Below are 20356 nucleotides of genomic sequence, written 5' to 3' on the forward strand. Positions count from 1 at the left end.
TAAAAAAAGAATATACACTAGTAAGAAGAAAAATTGGTAGTAAGAGTTGGACTAATGAAAATACCCATAAGGAGTTGTGGCCGTTGAAAATTGCAATCTCGGGCAAAGGTGGCGTGGGCAAAACCACCTTCACAGCAAATTTTGCACGTTGGCTATCGCAAAAAGGGATCACTGTTTTGGCGGTTGACGCGGATCCTGATGCCAGTCTGGGGACAGTCCTGGGGATCTCAGAGGGTATTCTTGCAGATCTAAAACCCATTGTCGACATGAAAGAACTAATTGAAGAACGCATGGGAGGCAGTGGAACATATTACCCGCTTAATCCTCAAGTGGACGATATCTTAGATGACTATAGTGTGCCCATAGGAACTCTACGTTTTTTCCGCATGGGGAACATCAAAGGGGGAGGAACCTCCTGTTATTGTAAGGAAAACAGCTTTCTCCAAGCCTTGATCAATTCCTTGATTCTTGGAGAACAAGATACCGTCATTTTAGATATGGGAGCAGGAATTGAACAACTCACCCGAGGGACGGCACTTGGCGTTGATGTGTTGGTCATTGTAACTGAGCCGTCAAAAGTCAGCGTACAAACTGTAAAAGTCATTCAAAAACTCGCCCTTGAGTTAGGTATTCCACACGTGGTTGTCGTTGGTAATAAAGTCCGCAACTTGAAAGAAGAAAATTTTCTTAGAGACCACTTTTCCTCAGAAAAGCTTATTGGCATCATTCCTTACAGTGAGGAACTGTTGGAAATGTCCATAAATACTGGCAATGAAGAGTTGCCCACAGGGTCTCTGGGAGTTCAGCTAAATACTATTTACCAAAAAATTGTCGATGAAGGGAGTTGAAAGAGGTTCTCGTTATTAGCAGAAAAAGTTTGAGAGTATAAGAAAAAGAGATCTTAAAAAAGAGGAGGTTGTAACATGCCTAGATATCGGGATTTAACCCATACCGCCCGGCCGTCGGACGCACCAAGATACTTTGAACCTAAGAATCCCATTCGTACGACCGACCCAGGCGCACTTCAAGTGTTAAAAATGGCACAGGAAAGCAAAATAGAGACGGTTTTTGACCGTGCAGTTGCTCAACAACCACAGTGTGCGTTTGGATATAAAGGAATATGCTGTCGGATTTGTTTGGCAGGACCTTGTCGGGTTAAGACAGAAGAGGGTCCTGGGAGTCGTGGTGTATGCGGAGCATCTGCTTATACCATTGTTTCCCGTAATATAGTTCGAATGATTGCAGGAGGGGCTGCATCTCACTCAGAGCACGCACGCCATGTCTTGCATACTGCTCATGCTATGCTTGAGGGTCATGCTCCGGATTATGAAATTAAATCACCTGCTAAACTCCAAAAATTAGCTCAAGATTTAGGGATTGACACTGTAAATCGTACAGATAAGGAAATCCTTCATGACGTTGTTGAAGTTGGATATGCCGATTTCGGTCGGTATCAGGATACACCACTGGCCTTTTTAAACTCTTTTATGACCGAAGGCCGACGTAAAAAATTCCTGCAAACCAATATCATGCCAACAGCCATTGACCGCTCTGTTTGTGAGATTACTGCTCAAACCGCCATGGGCGTTGACAATGATCCTGTAAATATTATCTTCCACGGTCTTAAGTGTTGTCTTGCCGACTTAGGCGGAGAATATATCGGAACAAAACTCAGTGACGTTATGTTTGGTGTTCCGCAACCTATCGTCTCAGAAGCCAATCTAGGAGTAATCAATCCTAAGATGGTAAATATTGCAGTCCACGGACACAACCCTGTTTTGAGTGAAATGGTTGTTGCTGCGGCACGGGCTATGACGGCAGAAGCTGTAGCAGCAGGAGCTGAAGGAGTCAATGTTGTCGGGATTTGCTGTACTGGTAATGAACTTCTCATGCGCCAAGGTGTTTATTTGGCAACCTCCTCAGCATCGCAGGAAATGGCTATCCTGACGGGTGCTTTGGAAGCGATGGTTGTTGATATTCAATGTATTTACCCATCAGTACAAACACTTGCACAATGTTATCATACTAAGGTCATCACAACTGAAGGTATTATGAAAACGCCTAATGCCCAACACGTTGCTTTCAATACAGCCACAGCTATGGCTGATGCTAGGAAACTTGTGGAAATTGCTATCGAAGCATTCAAGAAACGGGATCCTAAGAAAATCTGCATTCCTGACGAACGTCATAAGCTTGTTGCAGGTTTCAGTCTTGAAGCGATTACAGATATTCTTTCCAAGGTCAACCCTGACCGTCCGATCTCTGTACTGACAGATGCTATCCTGAATGGACAACTCAAAGGAGTCGTTCTCATGGCTGGCTGTAACAATCTCAAACGTCCACAAGATGAAGGTCACATTGCAGTTCTGAAAGAACTTGTCAAAAATGACGTTTTCGTCATCGCCACTGGTTGCTCTGCTGGAGCTATTGCCAAATTCGGTTTGATGAACTCTGCAGCTGTTGACACTTATGCTGGCGAAGGGCTCAAATCCTTCATTAAAATGCTGGAAGCTGCCAACCCACAATTGTCGACAGGCCTACCATTAGTCTTCCATGTCGGTTCCTGTGTGGATAACAGCCGTGGCGCAGATCTAGCTGTCGCAATGGCTAATGAACTCGGTGTAGATATTCCTAAAGTTCCGTTTGCTGCCTCTGCACCAGAAGCTATGCATGAAAAAGCGGTTGCGATCGGTTCTTGGTGTGTAACATTAGGATTCCCAACTCAAGTCGGAGCTATGCCTCCTGTTGAGGGTAGTGATCTTGTCTATGGAGTTACGACCCAAATCGCGCATGACGTCTTTGGTGGAAACTTCATATTAGAAGTAGATCCTATCGTTGGTGCCCAGAAACTCTTGAATGCTCTTGAGTATCGGACCTGGAAACTTAATGTTCATAGAAAAACTGCGGAAAAATTTGAAACTGCGCTAGCGCAAGGCTGGTAAGAAAGGAGGAAGAGTTATGTCTGAACAAATTATCGAAGAGGCAGTTAAGGAACCAAAAAAATTATTGCGTAGAGCCTACGATGGTACGATAATCGCAATGACTTATGCAGAAATTCTGTTGAATCGCGCGATCAAAGATTTTGGTGAGGGACAAATCGTTGGTTATCCAGATACCGCCTATCACCTCCCGGTCATCATGTGCCTTTCGGGAGAGAAAGTTACGACCCTGGGTGAATTAGTTCCCATCCTGAACCGCTTACGTAGTCAAGTTCGTACTGAACTTACCGTAGAGAATTCAAAGCTTTGGGGTGAATCAGTTCTATATGCCGCAGAGGTTATTGAGACAATCAGTTATCTCCGTGGAGATAACCCTAAGGAACTACCTTGGACCGGATTCTTAGGCGATCCTATTGTACGTAAACACGGGATTAAGATGGTGGACTGGACCATTCCTGGTGTTGCTGTTATTCTTGGGCGGGCCAAAGACTCTCAAGCGGCCAAGAAAATTGTAGAAAACCTCATGAATAAAGGCTTTATGATCTTCCTTTGCGATGAGGTCATTGAGCAGTGCCTCGAAGAAAATGTAAAAATTGGGGAAGATTACATTGCATTCCCCGTAGGAAACTTTACTCAGGTTATTCATGCAGTTAACTATGCCTTCCGTGCAGGTCTTGCATTCGGTGGAATTGCTCCTGGAGACAGGGAAAAGCATCTTGACTACCAAAAACGTCGGGTACTGGCCTTTGTCCTTAATCTCGGCGAGCGGGATGATGTCAAAATTGCCGCTTCGATGGGCGCGATCTTCATGGGCTTCCCAGTCCTGACGGATCAACCACTTACTGAAGAGGAGCAAATCCCGGATTGGTATATTTCTGAGCCAGACTATGAAAAAATCGTTCCGTTGGCTATGGAAGTTCGCGGAATTAAATTAACAAGTATCGATATCCCGATTCCGGTAAACTTCGGACCTGCTTTTGAGGGAGAAACCATCCGTAAAGCAGACACCTATGTTGAATTCGGTGGCGGACGTACTACCTCTTTCGAACTTGTTCATTCAGTAGGACCTGATGAAATCACTGATGGTCAGATCACTGTCATCGGTCCTGAAATTGATACCGTTCCAGAGGGAACCAAAATGCCCTTGGGTATTGTGGTTAACGTGTATGGTCGTAAGATGCAAGATGATTTTGAAGGCGTTTTGGAGCGTAGAATTCACTACTTTACAAACTATGGAGAAGGTATTTGGCACGTTGCTCAACGGGATATGTGTTGGGTTCGGATCTCCAAAGATGCGAGAGCTAAAGGTTTCTTAATAAGACACATCGGTGAGCTCCTGATGGCAAAATTGAAACAGGAATTCCCGGCCATCATCGACCGAGTAGAAGTTGTTCTCTATACGGATCAGGCTGCAGTTGAAGAAAACCTCGTCAAAGCCCGCGAAGTATATCGTAAACGTGACGATCGGATGAGGGCCTTGACAGATGATTCCGTCGAAGACTTCTACTCCTGCTTGCTTTGTCAATCCTTTGCACCTAACCACGTTTGTATTGTTACTCCAGAACGGGTTGGTCTGTGCGGAGCCGTTAGTTGGTTAGATGCCAAAGCATCATTTGAGATTGCGCCCACCGGACCAAACCAACCAATTCCCAAAGGACCGGCGATCGATGATCTAAAAGGTATGTGGAAGAGCTGTAACGATTATTTATATACAACATCCAACAACACCTTAGAAGAGGTAAATCTCTATACAATTATGGATAAACCGATGACCTCTTGCGGTTGCTTTGAGGCTATCATGGCCATCATTCCTGAAGTCAATGGAATTATGGTTACCACCCGTGAACACAGTGGTATGACTCCCTGCGGTATGTCCTTCTCTACGTTAGCCGGAACATGCGGTGGTGGATATCAAACTCCTGGGTTTATGGGAATTGGCCGCACATATTTAGTCAGTAAGAAATTTATTCCTGCTGATGGCGGACTTGCTCGTATCATTTGGATGCCAAAAGAATTGAAAGAGTTCTTGCGTGAGGATTTGAAACAACGTTGCATCGACGAAGGCTTAGGCGAAGACTTTATTGATAAGATCGCTGATGAAACCATCGGAACGACAACAGAAGAGATCACACCGTTCCTCGAAGAAAACGGACATCCTTGCTTTAATCTTGATCCACTAATGTAAGTAGCTCGCAAGATGCCAAGGTCTACTTCTATGTATCTAAGGCCTTGGCAGAATGCCTACTTCTACTAAATTAACTTAGAAAGGGGTTTCAAAATGGCTCTAACAGGTTTAGAAATTTATAAACAACTACCCAAGAAAAACTGCGGAGAGTGTGGCGTACCAACTTGTCTAGCTTTTGCCATGGCATTGGCTGCAGGCAAAGCTGCATTGGACACCTGCCCATATGTTACGGATGCTGCTCGGGAGAATTTGGAGTCCGCATCTGCCCCTCCGATCAAGGCCATCAAATTTGGTAATGGTTCTGTTATGGGGGATGAAACAGTAATGTATCGCCATGACAAGACTTTCTACCACGAAACAACCATTATCATTCAAGTGTCTGATGCCCTAACAGATGACGAAGTGAGTGCAAAACTAGCTGAAATCAACGGCTTGGAGTTTGACCGCGTTGGACTTCACTACTCCGTCGAGGGTGTAGCTGTAGTTAATGAATCTGGAGATGCTGCTCGCTTTGCAAAAGTTGCTGCTGCTGTGGCTGCAGGCACTGAGAAATCACTGCTCTTGATCAGTAATAACCCCGAAGCATTAAAGGCTGCTGTAGCTCCGTTGGCAGCTCGTAAGCCTCTTATTGGAGAGGCAAATGCCGATAATTATGAAGCAGTTGTTAATATTGGTAAAGAAAATTCTGTTCCTGTAATTCTAAAAGCAGATGGCCTTGATGCCTTAAGTGATCTTGTTGAAAAAGCGGTAGCTCTGGGTTATAAGGAATTTGTCTTAGATCCTGGCACTAAAGGTACAGCTCAACAGTTAGCTGATCTGACTCAACTGCGCCGTTTATCTATTAAGAAGAAATTCCGTACGTTTGGTTACCCTGTCATAGTCTTTACCAATCATGAAAATCCTCTGGATGAAATTATGGAGGCATCTGTTTACGTTTGTAAATATGCAAGTGCTATTGTCTTAAAAACTAGTGCTAAAGCACACCTCTTGCCTCTAATGGCACTCAAGCAAAACCTTTATACTGATCCTCAGAAACCGATTCAAGTCGAGGAAAAACTGTATGCTATTGGCGAAGTAACCGAGGATTCACCATTGTATATCACAACGAATTTCTCCTTAACCTACTACAGCGTCGAGGGTGAAGTTGAATCCACCAAAATTCCTAGTTACATTATCCCAGTTAATACTGAAGGAACCTCGGTGCTCACTGCCTACGCGGCTGGTAAATACGAGCCAGAGTTAATCTGGGAAACAATGCAAAAATTAGGTGTTCCCGATATTCTTAAACACAAAAATGTTATTATCCCGGGGTATGTCGCTGTAGTCACAGCCAAACTTAAAGAGATTTCGGGCTGGAATGTTATTGTCGGTCCTCGTGAATCCAGCGGAATTGTTGCTTTCGCAAAAACTTTAAAATAGTAACAGGTTGGATTGAATTCCGCCACAGTAAGATAAAGAGAGCAATGCAAGGAGTCTTTTCGCATAGCTTGTAAAGAGGGATTTCTAAGGTAGAGTAAGGAAGTGACAACGATGCCCCCATTTCAAATTAAATTCATGCCAGAAAACCGCATCATTGAGGTGGATTCCGGTACGTCGCTGCTCCAAGCAGCCGCTAAGGCCGAGATATTTATCAAATCAGGATGCGGTAGTAAGGGATCCTGCGGTGCTTGTAAAGTTGTCGTTTTAAGTGGGGAACCGTTGGTGACCGGGACTGGGAACTTGACGCCTGAACAAATCTCAGAAGGGGTTCGACTAGCTTGTCAAACCATGATTCAAGGGGATATGACGGTTGAGGTGCCTCTGGAATCCCGGTTAAAAGAACATCAGGTTTTGATGGGTGATGTTCAAAAGGGGCTCTTACAAGAAAGCGACCATGATTTACTCGAGAAATTCGGGCATCAGCCACTCGCAACGAAGCTGAGGATTTCACTTTCGGCTCCGACTTTGACGGAAAACACGAGTGATTGGTCTCGCTTGAGCATGGAAATTCGCCGCGTCCTAAAAACCGGAGAAAAGCCAGTTGATATTCCCTTATCAGTCCTTAAACATCTTCCCGAAGCACTCCGCAGAGCAAATTGGGATGTGTCTGTTACTCTAACAGATATTGAATCAGGGATTACAGTCACCCATGTGGAATCTGGAAATGACAATCCACCGTATGGTCTGGCGATTGATATTGGTACAACTACGGTTGTCGTTTATCTAATTAATCTCTCGACCGGAGAGATTATAGATCAGCAGGGATCTTATAATAAACAAGCAAAATTCGGTGATGATGTTATCACTCGCATAGTGTATGCGGTTGAAAATGAACAGCAGTTAGAGGAAATTCGAATCGCTGTTGTTGAAACCATCAACGAACTTATTGATAAGATACTTGCACGTCAATCTTTGAATAATACCGATTTTTCATCAGCAGTGGTTGCCGGAAATACTACAATGACTCAATTGTTTCTCGGCGTGGATCCGCGCTACATTCGGTTAGAACCTTATATTCCTACCATGGCTAACGTTCCTTCTATCCCTGCACGAGACATTGGGCTTCATATGTTACCTGATGCCTTGGTGCATTGTTATCCTTCGGTAGCAAGTTATGTCGGCGGGGACATTGTTTCTGGGACATTAGTCACGGACCTAGCTAATGGAGAAGATATTATTCTCTTCATTGACATAGGTACAAACGGAGAAATAGTGCTTGGAAACCAGGATTGGCTCGTTTCTTGTGCTTGTTCTGCTGGCCCAAGTTTTGAAGGTGGCGGGATCACATTTGGCATGAGGGCAATGCCAGGAGCCATTGAACGAGTTGTTATTGATCCTGATAGCTTGGATGTATCACTCAAGGTTATTAGCAAAACCCTCCCCGTTGGAATATGTGGTTCGGGACTTGTGGATTGCTTGTCCAAACTATTGGGAGCGGGAATTATTGATCGCGTCGGAAATTTCCAGATGGGACATCCTGCAAACTCAGCGCGGCTACGGGCAACTTCAGATGACAAAGAATTCGTGCTAGCGTGGGCTGATCAAGCTGGCGGGGGAAAAGATGTTGTCATCACAGAAAATGATGTTAAAAATACTATCCGCGCCAAAGGGGCCATTTATGCAGGTATCCGAACGTTATTGAATATGGTCTCTGTAGAGATGGAAATGATTAGCCGGATCGTTATTGCTGGCGGTTTCGGTAATTACCTCAATGTGCAGGATTCCATTCAAATTGGACTGCTTCCAGATCTCGAAGAGGAACTCTATCAGTTTATCGGAAATTCTTCGATCAAAGGAGCTCGTCTTGCCTTACTTTCGCAGAATGCATGGCGTGAAGCGAAAGATTTGGGACAAAAAATGACTTATGTAGAGCTTTCGGTTGGACCGACATTTATGGATGAATATGTTTCCGCTCTGTTTTTGCCCCATACGGATTTCTCTCTATTCCCATCTTGTACTTAATGCGTAACAATGGAGGTAAGATTCATGGCAAAATATATAGCAGTAGCTGGTAAAGGTGGAGTAGGGAAAACCACATTCACTGCTTTATTACTAAGGCAAATGGTTCATCAAAAGAGAGGGATTTCAGTTCTGGCTGTTGATGCCGACCCAAACGCCAATCTTGGAGAAGCTCTGGGTTTAACTGTCACTGCTACTATTTCAGAATTGCTTGAACAGACTAAAGATCCTAAAGCGATTCCTGAGGGGATGCCTAAACAAATCTTTATAGAGTATAAACTTCAGCAGTCGCTTGTAGAGACTAAGGATATCGACTTACTCGTCATGGGTGGTCCACAAGGGGCAGGTTGTTACTGCTATCCCAATGATCTTTTACGCAAATATATTGAGAACATTGGCGATAATTATGACTTTGTGGTTGTGGATTCTGAAGCTGGTCTGGAACACATCAGCCGACGTACCATTCCTCGTATTGATGAGATGTTCGTAGTCAGTGATTCTTCAGCACGAGGTATTCGCTCAGCGGGACGAGTACATGAACTTATTCGGGGACTTAAGTCCGCGGTGAGTAATCTTCACTTGATAGTAACAAAAACTAGTGAAGGTACTATGGAATCCTTAAGCGAAGAGATAGAACGTACAGAGCTAAGTGTAATTGGAGATATTCCATTAGATCCTTTAGTTGTTGAATATGACTTGGCAGGCAAACCATTATTCGATTTGCCTGAGGATGCCGTCTCGGTCAAGGCTGTGGAGAGCATTTTGAACCGTGCCGGAATCTTTAACTAGAAAGGAGAGAAGTTCATGTCCGTTGCAATCGTAAAAGAAAGATTTTCAGGTAAAATTGGAGAGGTAATACTCGGCGCAACTTCTGAACAAGGAGGAACGAGAACCTCCACAGTGACTATCGGTGGGGATGCCGCCTTACCTTTTCTGCACTTTGAAGGAAAAGTTAACCGTCCAGTAATCGCTATGGAGGTCAACGACATTCCCCCGACATGGAATGAAACGCTTACCAAACAATATGGAGATGTCTTCAATAGCCCAGGGGCTTGGGCTAAACAATGCGTTGATGATTTTGGCGCAGACCTCATCTATTTAAAACTGACTGGAGCAGATCCTGATGGTGAAAATCGCTCACCTGAAGATTGCGCTCGTGTTGTTAAAGAAGTTTTAGCAGCCGTTGGAGTTCCGCTGATTGTTGTGGGATGCGGCGATTCAACAAAGGACAATGAAGTTATTGCGGCCGTCGCTGAAGCAGCAACAGGCGAAAACCTCTTGATCGGTGTTGCTGAGCAAGAAACCTATAAGACTTATGCAGCTGCTGCAATGGTTCATAAACACACTTTGATTGCGCAGTCGCCTCTCGACATTAATATTTGTAAACAGCTTAATATTTTGATCAATGAAATGGGGCTGCCATTAAACAAGATTGTTATTGACCCTCTAATTGCAGGTCTTGGATTTGGTATTGAGTATGCTTATTCAATTATGGAACGTGCACGCCTAGGAGCATTAGGAAATGACAAAATGCTCGCCATGCCTATGTTCTGCTCCGTTGGCTATGAGGCCAATCGGACCAAAGAATCCAATTCGTCGGCTGATGAAAATCCTCAGTGGGGAGATCTTGATGATCGTGCCGTACTTTGGGAATCATTAACTGCTTCTGGTTTGATGCAAGTTGGAGCCAGTATTATTATGATGCGTAACCCAGCTGCAGTGAAAGTAGTTAAAAAGAACATCGACGAATTGATGAGTGTCTAAGCTTCTGCTCAAACTATCAATTATTATTCAAAATGTGAGACTCATTTTTGGATAATTACGTCATCATTTAAGTCATTATAAAAACTAAAATTAAGAAAGGTCGTGACCGAATGACAATGCTTATTTTTGGTGAGCGGATCAATGGGATGTACACTGATATTGGAGATGCTCTAAAAGCTAAAGACCCAAAACCGTTACAATTTTGGGCCACTAAGCAAGAAGAAGGAGGAGCTCACTACCTTGACCTGAATTCCGGGCCTGCTATTCCGAAAGAAGAGCGTGCAGAAGCTTATCAATGGATGGTTAATGTAGTTCAAGAAGTTTCCGAACTTCCACTTCTCTTAGACTCCACAAACTATGATGCTATTGAAGCAGGATTGAAACTTTGTAAGAGGCAAGCTATTATTAACTCCGTTGATGCAACACCAGAAAAAATGGAGCGAGTTTTTAAAATGGCCGCTGACTACAATGCTGGGGTTGTTGGTTTGACCATGGATAAAAAGGGTATTCCCTTAGACAATGATTTACGGGTAGCTTTTGCTATGGAATTAGTTGCAGCTGCAGACGAATATGGTCTACCAATGGAAGATCTCTACATTGATCCATTGATTCTTCCTGTTAACGTTGCTCAAGAGCATGCGCTCCAAGTTCTCGAAGCTTTACGCAAAATTAAGCAACTCGCTGATCCAGCACCGCGTACGGTTCTTGGCTTAACAAACGTATCTCAAAAATCACCGACGAGTATTTGTAATTTACTCAATCGCACCTACCTGGCTATGGCTATTGGAGCAGGACTTGACGCAGCCATTATGAATGCCAATGATGATGATCTTGTCGACGTTGCTGCTACAACTCAAATCTTGCTTGGTAGAAGCATCTATGCGGATTCTTATCTCAAAGTTTTCCGCGCACGTTAATATCTTACGTCTGTCGCATTGCTAAGTTTAGCATGATTAGGTTTGATGTAAGTGTAAATGTAAATACTTGCCCCAAATAGTATTTACAGTCATATTAATAAGAAGAAAAGTGCCTTAGAAATTTCTGAGGCACTTTTTCCTTTTATTCTTTAAACTCAAAGGATTTTCCTATGAGGATTCATACTGGACAGGCGAGAAGCATAGCTATCAAATGATAGATAATTTGGAGGTGGATAATTTTGGAAACGTATTTTCATAATGATCCTCGAATTGAAGAATGGATTGACCAAATCACAGAAAAAGTATTTACGGTATGTTTATTAAATGGGGTAGACTCAGAGGTGGAATTTCAAAGGGGTTGTCAAATTGTCAGTAAGGTTACATCCTTACTCCAGGGAATTTCAACGTTTCCATCAGAATATCTAGAGGATGGACTTAAACAGCTCCTCGAACAACAGCTTCCAGACGCTCGTGTTATTAATAACTTTCCATCGTTTCAGGATACTATGAACAAAATGCTACGCGAAGGTATGTTGAAGGCGATCGATTCACACAATAGTGAACTCTTAGATACTTCAATTTCTGCAATTGAAATTAATGAAGAAAAACAAATCGAAGATCAAGACCAAACAGTAGGCGGACCAGAGGAATCACTAAATGAAGAGTCTCTGACTGAAATTGCACTTCCTGCGTTTGCCTCTGTTATCACATACCCGGATATTCAAAAAAGCGAAAATGAGTTTCTGAGTCTTGAAGTAGATGAAACAATTCATATTGATGTTAATTCTATAGAGCTTATACCTAACGTCGAAAACGTTAACACGGCTGAATCTGAGATCGAGCTTTCAATTAACCCCAGGGCCTATGAAGTGTTGTGTGCTTCTCAAGTGACTGAGCAGGAGGGCCCTCTACAACGCGTCCTAAGCAAACTTTTCCCCAACAGCTCGATATCTTGGAATGTGAATATAATGGGTTTAACCTTATTGGCTAAAGTCGATAACATTCTGATTTATGTCTTAGATAAAGAGACTCCTGCTATTATTGAAGATTTGACAAAGGAGGGATGGAAGGTCCTCATGTGTAGTTCGGAAGACCTATCGTTCCCTCGTAGATTAGAGCGAGGAATCAGACAAATGCAGCGTTTAGGGAAAAGTTCTAAAATATAAGACTTAAAAGGTTTTTTATTGAGTAGAAGTAGGAAATATTAGTTCTTTGTCGAAATAGTCAGGAGGTGTATATTTGTAAAGTAAACCAGACCCGGAAATGAGGAATAATTGTGTCTGATCTGTTGGAGAGGATCTTAAAAAATACTTTGACAGCGATCGAAACAGGAAGAGAAGAGATCTTTTTTATAGCTGAAACATCGCGGACTGAGACACAACGGCTGACTAATGAACTTGCTCAGCTTAAAACTGATATCGCGGAAGTCATCTGTCAAGTAGATTTTCAAGAAAAAATAGATCGGCGTATGCGTCAAAAATTGATGGAAGTAAGTCGAGCATACAAAAAATACTCAGAGAAAGATATGATCGCGGCGTATGCAGAAGCAAAAGATGCTCAGGTCAATCTACAGCTTTTGCAAGGCCAAGAAACGCAATTGCGGAAGCGGCGAGATGATTTGGAACGTTCCTTACAACAGATGCAAGTGACGATCGAACGCGCCGAAAATCTGATGGCTCAGGTGAGCATGGCGGCTAATTTATTGCAAGGTGGAATAGTGGAGGCTTTGCAAGCTCATAATCACGAACAACGACAAGAAATGGGTTTACGGGTAATTAGAGCACAGGATGAAGAACGGCGTCGTGTCGCAAGGGAAATACATGATGGTCCTGCCCAAACGCTGGCTAATATTGTCTTACGTTTGGAAATTGCCCAAAAGTTACTTGAGATAGATCCAAGTAGAGTTAAAGCCGAACTCACGGACCTTAAGGATTTAGTTCGCTCAAATCTACAAGATATTCGCAGGATCATTTTCGATCTTCGTCCAATGGCTCTTGATGATTTGGGGATTTTACCTGCTATTTCTAAATACCTAAAGAACTTTCAGGAAAACTATGGCATAACTTGTGAGCTTCGGATTGAAGGCCGGGAAAAACGAGTTTTGCCAGCGATGGAAGTAGCCATTTTTCGCTTAATTCAAGAGGGAATGACCAATGTTGCGAAGCATGCACGCTCGGTAAAAGTTGATGTTACGTTAATTTACCAAGAGGATTGGACAATTGCTCGAATTCAAGATTATGGTACTGGTTTTGAAGTGAACTCCCTTTTTACTGTTTCAGGGGAACATTATGGACTTATTGGAATGCGCGAACGAGTTGAAATGTTCTCTGGACTTTTTTCTGTTCAATCTACCTTAGGGAAAGGGACTACGATCGAACTATCAATTCCATCGAGACATGAGGAGGAAAGACAACATGATTCGGATAGTGATAGCCGATGATCACCCACTTTTAAGAGAGGGACTACGCCGAATTTTGGAATTTGAAGATGGAATTGAAGTAGTTGCTGAAGTAGGTGATGGTCAAGGCGCTATAAATGTTGCACGCAATACGACGTTTGATATCTTATTAATGGATCTCAATATGCCCGGGGTAAATGGCTTAGAAGCGGGTCGAGTTATTCGCCGTGAACGGCCTGAAATAGGTATATTAGTGCTTACCGTTGATGATTCGGATGAAAAAGTCTTCCAGGTGCTTCAAATTGGGGTGGCGGGCTATTTGCTGAAAGATGTGGACTCAAAGACATTGATTCAATCCATTCACAAGGTGTATGCGGGTGAACCAATTTTATCTCCATCTGTTACGGGTAAATTGCTAGAGCAATTTACCCATCCAAGTCCTTTGAAAAACACCTGTGGACTCAGTGAGCGCGAGATGGAAATTCTCCATTATGTGGTACGAGGGTCTTCTAACAGGGAGATTGGAACTGCCTTATTCATTAGTGAAAAGACGGTGAAAAATCATCTTTCAAGCATATATCGTAAATTGGCAGTTGAGGATCGTACTCAAGCGGCTCTTAAAGCAGTCAAACTTAAATTTGTTCAGCTCGACTAAAGGCTGAAATATAGGGTGGGTAATTTCCATTGCGAAATACCAGCTAAACGAGTAGAATAATGCTATAATTATAAGATTAAATAGTCAAATTAAGACATAACATAAAATAAAATAAGGCGTCTTGTAAGCTTTCTCTGATCTAGTTTGCCTTAAGAAGAGCTATTAAGACGTATTTTTGGAGGATGTTCAATGAAAATTAGCTTTTTTGGCGCTGCACAAGTTGTTACAGGATCATCTTACCTTGTGGAATCAGGTGAATCACGTATTTTAATTGATTGTGGCATGTTTCAAGGATCTAAAGCGCTTAAAGAGTTAAATTACGATACTTTCCCCTATAATCCAGCGAGCATTGACGCTGTTGTGTTAACCCATGCCCATATTGATCACTCTGGCATGTTGCCTAAACTAATTAAGGCTGGTTTCAAAGGAACCATCTGGGCTACCGCTGAAACGATTAAATTATGTTCTATAATGCTGCCCGATAGTGGTCATATTCAAGAGATGGAAGTGGAGCGTAAGAACCGAAAGCGAGCGAGAGCAGGACTTCAACCCCTCGTTCCGATTTATACCGTTCAAGATGCTCTTGATACCCTTCCATATTTTCATGCTATACCTTATCAAGAAAAAGTTGATATTGTTCCGACGATATCTTTTCAACTCTATGATGCGGGACATATTCTAGGTTCGGCACATGTTGTGCTCCACATCAAAGAGCTGGATTTCAGCAAAACTATCGTATTTTCTGGTGATATCGGAAATGTTAACCAACCTTATATTGAAAATCCAAGTATTTTAAGTGAAGCTGACGTTGTCATTATGGAAACAACCTACGGGAATCGTCTTCATGCTGGAACCGCAGATGAGAAGAAAATAGATCGTGCTGAACAACTTGCTGAAACAATTCGTACGACATATGAAGCTGGTGGGAATTTGATTATCCCTGCTTTTGCCATTGAACGAACTCAGGACCTTCTGTATTATCTCCGTAAGTTACAGGACGAACATCGCATACCTATTTTGCCGGTTTACATTGACAGCCCTTTAGCTATCGCGGCAACAAAAATATTCCAAGAAAACACCGACAATTTTGACTCGGAAACGCAGGAACTTATTAAACAGGGTAGTAGCCCTCTAAATATGCCAAACGTTCATTTCAGTTTAACAGCTGCGGATTCGATGGCCCTTAATGAGATTGAAGGCGGTTCGATTATTATTGCTGCTAGCGGCATGGCCGACGCTGGGCGCATTAAGCATCACCTTAAACACAATCTTTGGCGGGAGAAGGCTACCGTTCTTTTTGTAGGGTATCAGGCTCAAGGCACACTCGGACGAATCCTTTCAGAGGGTGTGGACAGTGTAACCATACATGGAGAGAAAATTGCGGTTAAAGCCCGAATAAATCATATGGATGGCCTATCCGCTCATGCTGATCAAGCAGAACTGCTTTATTGGCTCTCACTTCTTGGAAAGAATGCAGAGCAAATCGTTCTTATTCATGGCGAACCGGATGCCCAAACGATCTTTTCCTCTAAAATTCAAGAAACGTTTGGGAAAACTCCTCTTATCCCCCAACTAGGAGAAACGATTGAATTCATGTCCGATCAAATCGTTCGGCACGCCCCTCAAAAGGAATGGCTAACACAGGGTGTAACACTGCCTGCTAATGAAGAGAATGTTCAACCATCTTCAGTAAAACCGATTGCTAAAGTACTGCATCAGCCCGTCCTGCCTACTTCCAAACGCCTTAAACCGTCAGAAGCTCATTTATCTCGCGCTCAAGTCAATAGAGCTTATATTCGATTGCGCCACCATCTTAAGAAGCTCATTGATGAGGGGCAACGGACCCGCGATTTTGATCGAGTGGTAAATCTTCTGGACAGTATGACACGTTGGCTTGAAGAACAAGAACGGGAAACACGGCACTAAAGCATTACTAAAGCCAAGCATATTCTAAGGTTTGGCGTTTAATACCGGCTAAGAAGCGAAGGGTTTCTTCCCGCCTCTTTATCGCCAAGCGCTTGCCTGCTTTGGTAGTGACTTTGTTTGGAAGGGCATCAGCAAAGAGGCGGGCTCGGTCGATGGCGTTTTCATGAGTCTGAATTAATTCATCTTGCCCAACCAGACTGAATAAACGCATTAAACCTATATTTCCAAAATTGTCCAATATATCTGATTCGCGTAAATAGACCGCCTCATCGCTCCGACCCGGTTCTGAGTAATACATGTGGTTTTCAACAGCATCTAAAACTATAGGCAACTTGAGCGGCGAGAACATCAATTGTTGGAGGAGATTTGCCGCAACTCCCTTGGAACGTAATGCGTGATCGACGTTTTTGAGAGCATAGACAGGATATTTTCCCGTGTCATGCAGCATAGCTGCGGCATAAAGTACTTCATCATCCAAGGTTAAGTGGCTAGAAAGTTCTTTGGCCAGATGATAGACTCTAAAACAATGTTTAACGCCCCACGCTGGATGAGCACCTGATTTATCTACTATTTGGATGAGCTCTTGCCGAAAGTCCATGACTTGTCCTCCTTAGATTCGTTTGCAAACTATATACGCCATAAGAGCTGTAATTTCCTGCCAAAATAAGGAAAACATATCGAGCTGTTTATACCATTTTTTTAAAAATATAACATTTTATAGCCAATATATCCTTAGTGCCTTGTTTTCGTGGAAGGATAATACACAAAAAGTGAGAATACTTTAGGAATATTTTCTTTGGTGGCTGCATAGGGAGTGAACGTCAATGAATAAAGTAAGTGTTTATGGGAGCTTTACACAGGCTCTTTTCTTTTCCGGTGTCATTGCAATTCCGAAATATCTCTTAACCCACTATACAGAGATCGGTTTAAGCGATGCAGAGATGATGGTGTTAATACAGATCTTATGTGAAGCTGAAACTAATCCATATCCTTCAATCGCCACCTTAGCTGGGCGCATGACTGCTTCTCCTGCAGATATTGAAGAGGTAGTAGGTCGATTGGTGGAACGGAAATTTTTGGCGATTGAAAGGTACTGGAATTCTAGCGAGCAAAAGTGGAGCAACAGTTATAGTCTTGTTGGTCTAATCGACGAACTTGCCGAACTCTGGGCCATTGAACGTTCGCAACAACTGGAAGAAGAGCGCAGTCTAAAACAAAGTCAATCGTCACCACAACCGACATCTACAGCAATTAACTCGTCAGCTGAAAACTTAGTTCGTACATTTGAGCAAGAACTTGGCCGCTTGCTTACCCGCTTAGAGTGTGAAAACTTAGATCGTTGGCTGTCATCTAATTATTCTGAAGAGCTTATTATTGAAGCTTTAAGAAGAGGCGTCAGTGCTGGTATTCGAAACTTTCGCTATTTGGACTCGATACTTCGGGAATGGGAAAAAAAGGGTTTGCGTACGCGAGCAGAAATTGAGGCAGAAGACGCATATTTTCAGTCCCGCCAAGAGAAAAAGGCAACAAAGTCTAAGAGTCAGACTCCCAAGACCACCTCTAATAAATATGAAAAGTTCTATTTGTAAGGCGGCGTAGTTGAGATACAGCTTGATTTTTGAGGAGGAAATTACTTAAAATGAAAAGTGTAAAAGATATTTTAAAAAGCAATGTCCTACCCGCTAAAACGTTCGATACAGACTTAAATTCCGCACCTAATAACAATCCGAGTTCCCACATAGCTTCTTCCGAAAACCATTCAACGTCAGATCATCTAAATGCAGTTGAAACGTTCAGGTGTCCTATTTGCCAAGATCGAGGAATCTTACTGGACGGGGATGTGGCTTATCCTTGCAGTTGCATGAAAATGAGAAGAATGGAAAATCAATTTCGGCATGCCCGGATCTCGCGAGTGCTGAAGAACTGTCGCCTGGAAAAATTTAGATTTGACTATTACAGATCGGAAATGAAAGATCAAACACATCGTGAAGGGGCAATGAAGGCCTTAAATGCAGCCAAAAGCTTTGTTAATGAATGCCAACAGAACCCTCATGGCCTCGGACTGCTGTTCACAGGCCCAGTTGGGTCAGGGAAAACCTATCTGGCTGCTTCCATTGCCAATGAATTGATAGAAGCTCAGCTGCAGGTCCTATTCATAGTGGTTCCCGATCTACTGGATGAACTAAGAGCATCGTATAAGTCTGAAGTAAATGAAATGGATTTGTTGGATACAGCTCGAACAATACCAATTCTGATTCTGGATGATTTAGGAGCACATAATTATACTGATTGGACACGAAATCGCCTTTATTCAATTATTAACTACCGAATGAATGAGCTACTACCCACAGTTATAACATCAAATCTTTCTCTTGATGAAATGGAAGACTATATTGGGGTGCGTACTACATCCCGGATAATTCAGTCTTCACGAATCTTTCGCTTGACTGTTGAAGAAGATATCCGCCATCAAATGTATGATGAACGAGAAGGGACAAAATAATAACATATAATACAAATTTTAATTTAATATGAAAAATAAATTTTGAAACGTATGCATGTCTGTAAGAGGACATGCATACGTTTTTTTAAGGAGTAAATCTCAAATTAATTGGAGGTGTTCAGTTTTGACTAAAATTATTGCGCTAAACCGCAAATACCTTGCCATGGTCGCCAGTGCTTTCGTGATTTGCCTTGTTGGATTTCTCGGATTCTCACTTTGGCATAACTCAGATGCAAGTGTAAGCAAAATCAACGAAGTCCCTGAAATTAAAATGCTCGGTGTAACGGTAGAACCAGCCTCAATAGTAAAGGATCTCACCTATGGGAGTGTAACATTAAAAGGGGCACAAGTGATCACTACTAAAACATTTGATCTGATCGCAACAGTTCAAAACACAACGGCTAACAAAATGACAAATATTCCAGTAGAATTACAAGTGTCACTCGTTGGAGATGACACGAAAAAGGTTATATCACCCGGAACCTTACCTGCTCTAGAACCTGGGGCCACTGCACGGGTAGCTTTTCGGCAAATTAAAGTTTTAGGGGATGCATTAGGGAAAAGCGCAACGGTAGGGCAGCATCTAATGACTTTACGCATTAAACCCAATCCTGAGGGGGGTGTAGTGCAGGCTACTGAAGCCAGTTTTCGTTTTACTGTTGATTCTACGGTCAAAGCCCCAGTTGCCATAAAGAGGCAGTAACTATTTATGGGAAATAAGTGCTTTTATTAGCACTTATTTTTTGTATTTTGTTTCATAAAGGTTATAATGATGCTGAGGTGTTTTGGCAATGAATATACAAGTAGACTTACATACGCATACGATATCAAGCGGGCATGCTTATAGTACTATTTCTGAAAATGCTCTAGCAGCCTCTCATAGAGGAATCAAATTACTTGGCATGACAGACCATGGTCCTAGTATGCCGGGCGCCCCTAATCTTTATCATTTTGGAAACTTGGCGATCCTCCCTGAAGAACTTTACGGGGTCAGAATCTTACCAGGAGTAGAGGCCAATATCATAAACCATGATGGGGAATTAGATATGCCCATTCGCTACCTATCGAAGATGAAGCTTGTTCTTGTTGGACTTCATATTATCTGTTACCCTGGGGGAACAACTGAACAAAATACCCAGGCATATATCAAAGCAATGGAGAATCCCTATACAGATATGATGGTTCATCCTGGACGACCAGATTTCGAGCTTGATCTGGAACGTATTGCTCACATGTCTGCGAAACTGAATATCCCGGTCGAGATTAATAATAGTTCACTGGCCAAAGAAAAAAAAGGAGCGTGGGGGAATTGTCGGCGCTTTGCCCAATACATGGTGCAATACAAAGGCCCCGTCATTTTAGGAAGTGATGCTCATTTTTGGGATCGGGTCGGTGAATTTAGCCACGCCCTCGATTTAGTTCACGAAGTAGGAATCTCTGAGCAGCAAGTTCTCAATACTTCGGCTGAGCGAGTGTTAGATTATTTAGCAACTCGCCGTAAAAATCGCCCAAATATTACTTAATGAAGAATTGCTTGAACGAACCGTAAAAGCAATCCAGAATAAAGTAATGGCTATTTAAAAGAAAATTCGGAATAGAGGCGAAAATTTGCGTAAAATATCTTATAAACG

General features: G+C 42.7%; 17 protein-coding genes. 16 read left to right on the plus strand and 1 reads right to left on the minus strand.

Annotated elements, in window-relative coordinates:
- Nucleotides 1-83 precede the first annotated feature (83 nt).
- The 12 genes from DOT_RS00800 (at nucleotide 84) to DOT_RS00855 (ending at nucleotide 16222) form a co-directional block, all read left to right on the plus strand.
- Nucleotides 84-848 (plus strand): P-loop NTPase, encoded by a 765-nt coding sequence (locus DOT_RS00800; protein ID WP_009612877.1) that lies wholly within the window; start codon nucleotides 84-86, stop codon nucleotides 846-848.
- A 75-nt stretch (nucleotides 849-923) separates the two neighbouring features.
- Nucleotides 924-2942: an anaerobic carbon-monoxide dehydrogenase catalytic subunit gene (cooS, locus tag DOT_RS00805; RefSeq protein ID WP_009612878.1), complete on the plus strand. Its 2019-nt coding sequence runs from the start codon at nucleotides 924-926 to the stop codon at nucleotides 2940-2942.
- 16 nt (nucleotides 2943-2958) lie between these two features.
- A complete protein-coding gene (acsB, locus tag DOT_RS00810) occupies nucleotides 2959-5124 on the plus strand; it encodes an acetyl-CoA decarbonylase/synthase complex subunit alpha/beta (protein ID WP_009612879.1) in 2166 nt (721 codons plus the stop codon).
- A 93-nt stretch (nucleotides 5125-5217) separates the two neighbouring features.
- The gene (gene acsC, locus DOT_RS00815; protein WP_009612880.1) at nucleotides 5218-6543 is read left to right on the plus strand and encodes an acetyl-CoA decarbonylase/synthase complex subunit gamma; all 1326 of its coding nucleotides are present in this window, start codon (nucleotides 5218-5220) and stop codon (nucleotides 6541-6543) included.
- A 111-nt stretch (nucleotides 6544-6654) separates the two neighbouring features.
- Entirely contained in the window at nucleotides 6655-8565 is a 1911-nt protein-coding gene (locus DOT_RS00820) for an ASKHA domain-containing protein (RefSeq protein ID WP_009612881.1), read from the plus strand.
- Between the two features lie 24 nt (nucleotides 8566-8589).
- The gene (locus tag DOT_RS00825; protein ID WP_009612882.1) at nucleotides 8590-9351 is read left to right on the plus strand and encodes an AAA family ATPase; all 762 of its coding nucleotides are present in this window, start codon (nucleotides 8590-8592) and stop codon (nucleotides 9349-9351) included.
- Between the two features lie 15 nt (nucleotides 9352-9366).
- Nucleotides 9367-10326 (plus strand): acetyl-CoA decarbonylase/synthase complex subunit delta, encoded by a 960-nt coding sequence (locus tag DOT_RS00830; protein WP_009612883.1) that lies wholly within the window; start codon nucleotides 9367-9369, stop codon nucleotides 10324-10326.
- 116 nt (nucleotides 10327-10442) lie between these two features.
- Nucleotides 10443-11243: a methyltetrahydrofolate cobalamin methyltransferase gene (locus DOT_RS00835; RefSeq protein WP_009612884.1), complete on the plus strand. Its 801-nt coding sequence runs from the start codon at nucleotides 10443-10445 to the stop codon at nucleotides 11241-11243.
- Nucleotides 11244-11482: 239 nt separating this feature from the next.
- The gene (locus DOT_RS00840) at nucleotides 11483-12409 is read left to right on the plus strand and encodes a hypothetical protein (RefSeq protein ID WP_009612885.1); all 927 of its coding nucleotides are present in this window, start codon (nucleotides 11483-11485) and stop codon (nucleotides 12407-12409) included.
- A 110-nt stretch (nucleotides 12410-12519) separates the two neighbouring features.
- Nucleotides 12520-13683 carry a sensor histidine kinase gene (locus DOT_RS00845; RefSeq protein WP_009612886.1) on the plus strand — a complete coding sequence of 388 codons (1164 nt, stop codon included), beginning with the start codon at nucleotides 12520-12522 and terminating at the stop codon, nucleotides 13681-13683.
- Nucleotides 13658-14296 carry a response regulator transcription factor gene (locus tag DOT_RS00850; protein ID WP_009612887.1) on the plus strand — a complete coding sequence of 213 codons (639 nt, stop codon included), beginning with the start codon at nucleotides 13658-13660 and terminating at the stop codon, nucleotides 14294-14296. Before DOT_RS00845 ends, DOT_RS00850 begins: the two co-directional genes overlap by 26 nt.
- A 189-nt stretch (nucleotides 14297-14485) precedes the next feature.
- Nucleotides 14486-16222, plus strand: coding sequence for an MBL fold metallo-hydrolase (locus tag DOT_RS00855; protein ID WP_009612888.1), 1737 nt, complete (start codon nucleotides 14486-14488; stop codon nucleotides 16220-16222).
- A gap of 7 nt (nucleotides 16223-16229) precedes the next feature.
- On the opposite strand, the gene DOT_RS00860 is transcribed toward DOT_RS00855, so the two are convergent.
- Nucleotides 16230-16820 (minus strand): HD domain-containing protein, encoded by a 591-nt coding sequence (locus DOT_RS00860; protein WP_009612889.1) that lies wholly within the window; start codon nucleotides 16818-16820, stop codon nucleotides 16230-16232.
- A 226-nt stretch (nucleotides 16821-17046) separates the two neighbouring features.
- Here DOT_RS00860 and DOT_RS00865 point away from each other — a divergent pair, with 226 nt between their 5' ends.
- The 4 genes from DOT_RS00865 to DOT_RS00880 all read left to right on the plus strand — a co-directional run bounded on the left by DOT_RS00865 (nucleotide 17047) and on the right by DOT_RS00880 (nucleotide 20248).
- Nucleotides 17047-17811, plus strand: a complete 765-nt coding sequence (locus DOT_RS00865) for a DnaD domain protein (protein WP_009612890.1) — start codon at nucleotides 17047-17049, stop codon at nucleotides 17809-17811.
- A gap of 50 nt (nucleotides 17812-17861) precedes the next feature.
- The gene (locus DOT_RS00870; protein WP_009612891.1) at nucleotides 17862-18725 is read left to right on the plus strand and encodes an ATP-binding protein; all 864 of its coding nucleotides are present in this window, start codon (nucleotides 17862-17864) and stop codon (nucleotides 18723-18725) included.
- 124 nt (nucleotides 18726-18849) lie between these two features.
- Nucleotides 18850-19428, plus strand: a complete 579-nt coding sequence (locus tag DOT_RS00875; protein WP_009612892.1) for a hypothetical protein — start codon at nucleotides 18850-18852, stop codon at nucleotides 19426-19428.
- Nucleotides 19429-19516: 88 nt separating this feature from the next.
- Entirely contained in the window at nucleotides 19517-20248 is a 732-nt protein-coding gene (locus DOT_RS00880) for a phosphatase (protein WP_009612893.1), read from the plus strand.
- The last annotated feature ends 108 nt before the right edge of the window (nucleotides 20249-20356 follow it).

This window comes from Desulfosporosinus sp. OT (assembly GCF_000224515.1).
GTDB lineage: Bacteria > Bacillota > Desulfitobacteriia > Desulfitobacteriales > Desulfitobacteriaceae > Desulfosporosinus.

Bases quoted from the DNA above. Each gene is read 5' to 3' on its own strand.
- cooS (WP_009612878.1), top strand. From the start codon at position 924: ATGCCTAGATATCGGGATTTAACCCATACCGCCCGGCCGTCGGACGCA.
- acsB (WP_009612879.1), top strand. From the start codon at position 2,959: ATGTCTGAACAAATTATCGAAGAGGCAGTTAAGGAACCAAAAAAATTA.
- acsC (WP_009612880.1), top strand. From the start codon at position 5,218: ATGGCTCTAACAGGTTTAGAAATTTATAAACAACTACCCAAGAAAAAC.
- DOT_RS00820 (WP_009612881.1), top strand. From the start codon at position 6,655: ATGCCCCCATTTCAAATTAAATTCATGCCAGAAAACCGCATCATTGAG.
- DOT_RS00825 (WP_009612882.1), top strand. From the start codon at position 8,590: ATGGCAAAATATATAGCAGTAGCTGGTAAAGGTGGAGTAGGGAAAACC.
- DOT_RS00830 (WP_009612883.1), top strand. From the start codon at position 9,367: ATGTCCGTTGCAATCGTAAAAGAAAGATTTTCAGGTAAAATTGGAGAG.
- DOT_RS00835 (WP_009612884.1), top strand. From the start codon at position 10,443: ATGCTTATTTTTGGTGAGCGGATCAATGGGATGTACACTGATATTGGA.
- DOT_RS00850 (WP_009612887.1), top strand. From the start codon at position 13,658: ATGATTCGGATAGTGATAGCCGATGATCACCCACTTTTAAGAGAGGGA.
- DOT_RS00855 (WP_009612888.1), top strand. From the start codon at position 14,486: ATGAAAATTAGCTTTTTTGGCGCTGCACAAGTTGTTACAGGATCATCT.
- DOT_RS00860 (WP_009612889.1), bottom strand. From the start codon at position 16,820: ATGGACTTTCGGCAAGAGCTCATCCAAATAGTAGATAAATCAGGTGCT.
- DOT_RS00865 (WP_009612890.1), top strand. From the start codon at position 17,047: ATGAATAAAGTAAGTGTTTATGGGAGCTTTACACAGGCTCTTTTCTTT.
- DOT_RS00870 (WP_009612891.1), top strand. From the start codon at position 17,862: ATGAAAAGTGTAAAAGATATTTTAAAAAGCAATGTCCTACCCGCTAAA.
- DOT_RS00880 (WP_009612893.1), top strand. From the start codon at position 19,517: ATGAATATACAAGTAGACTTACATACGCATACGATATCAAGCGGGCAT.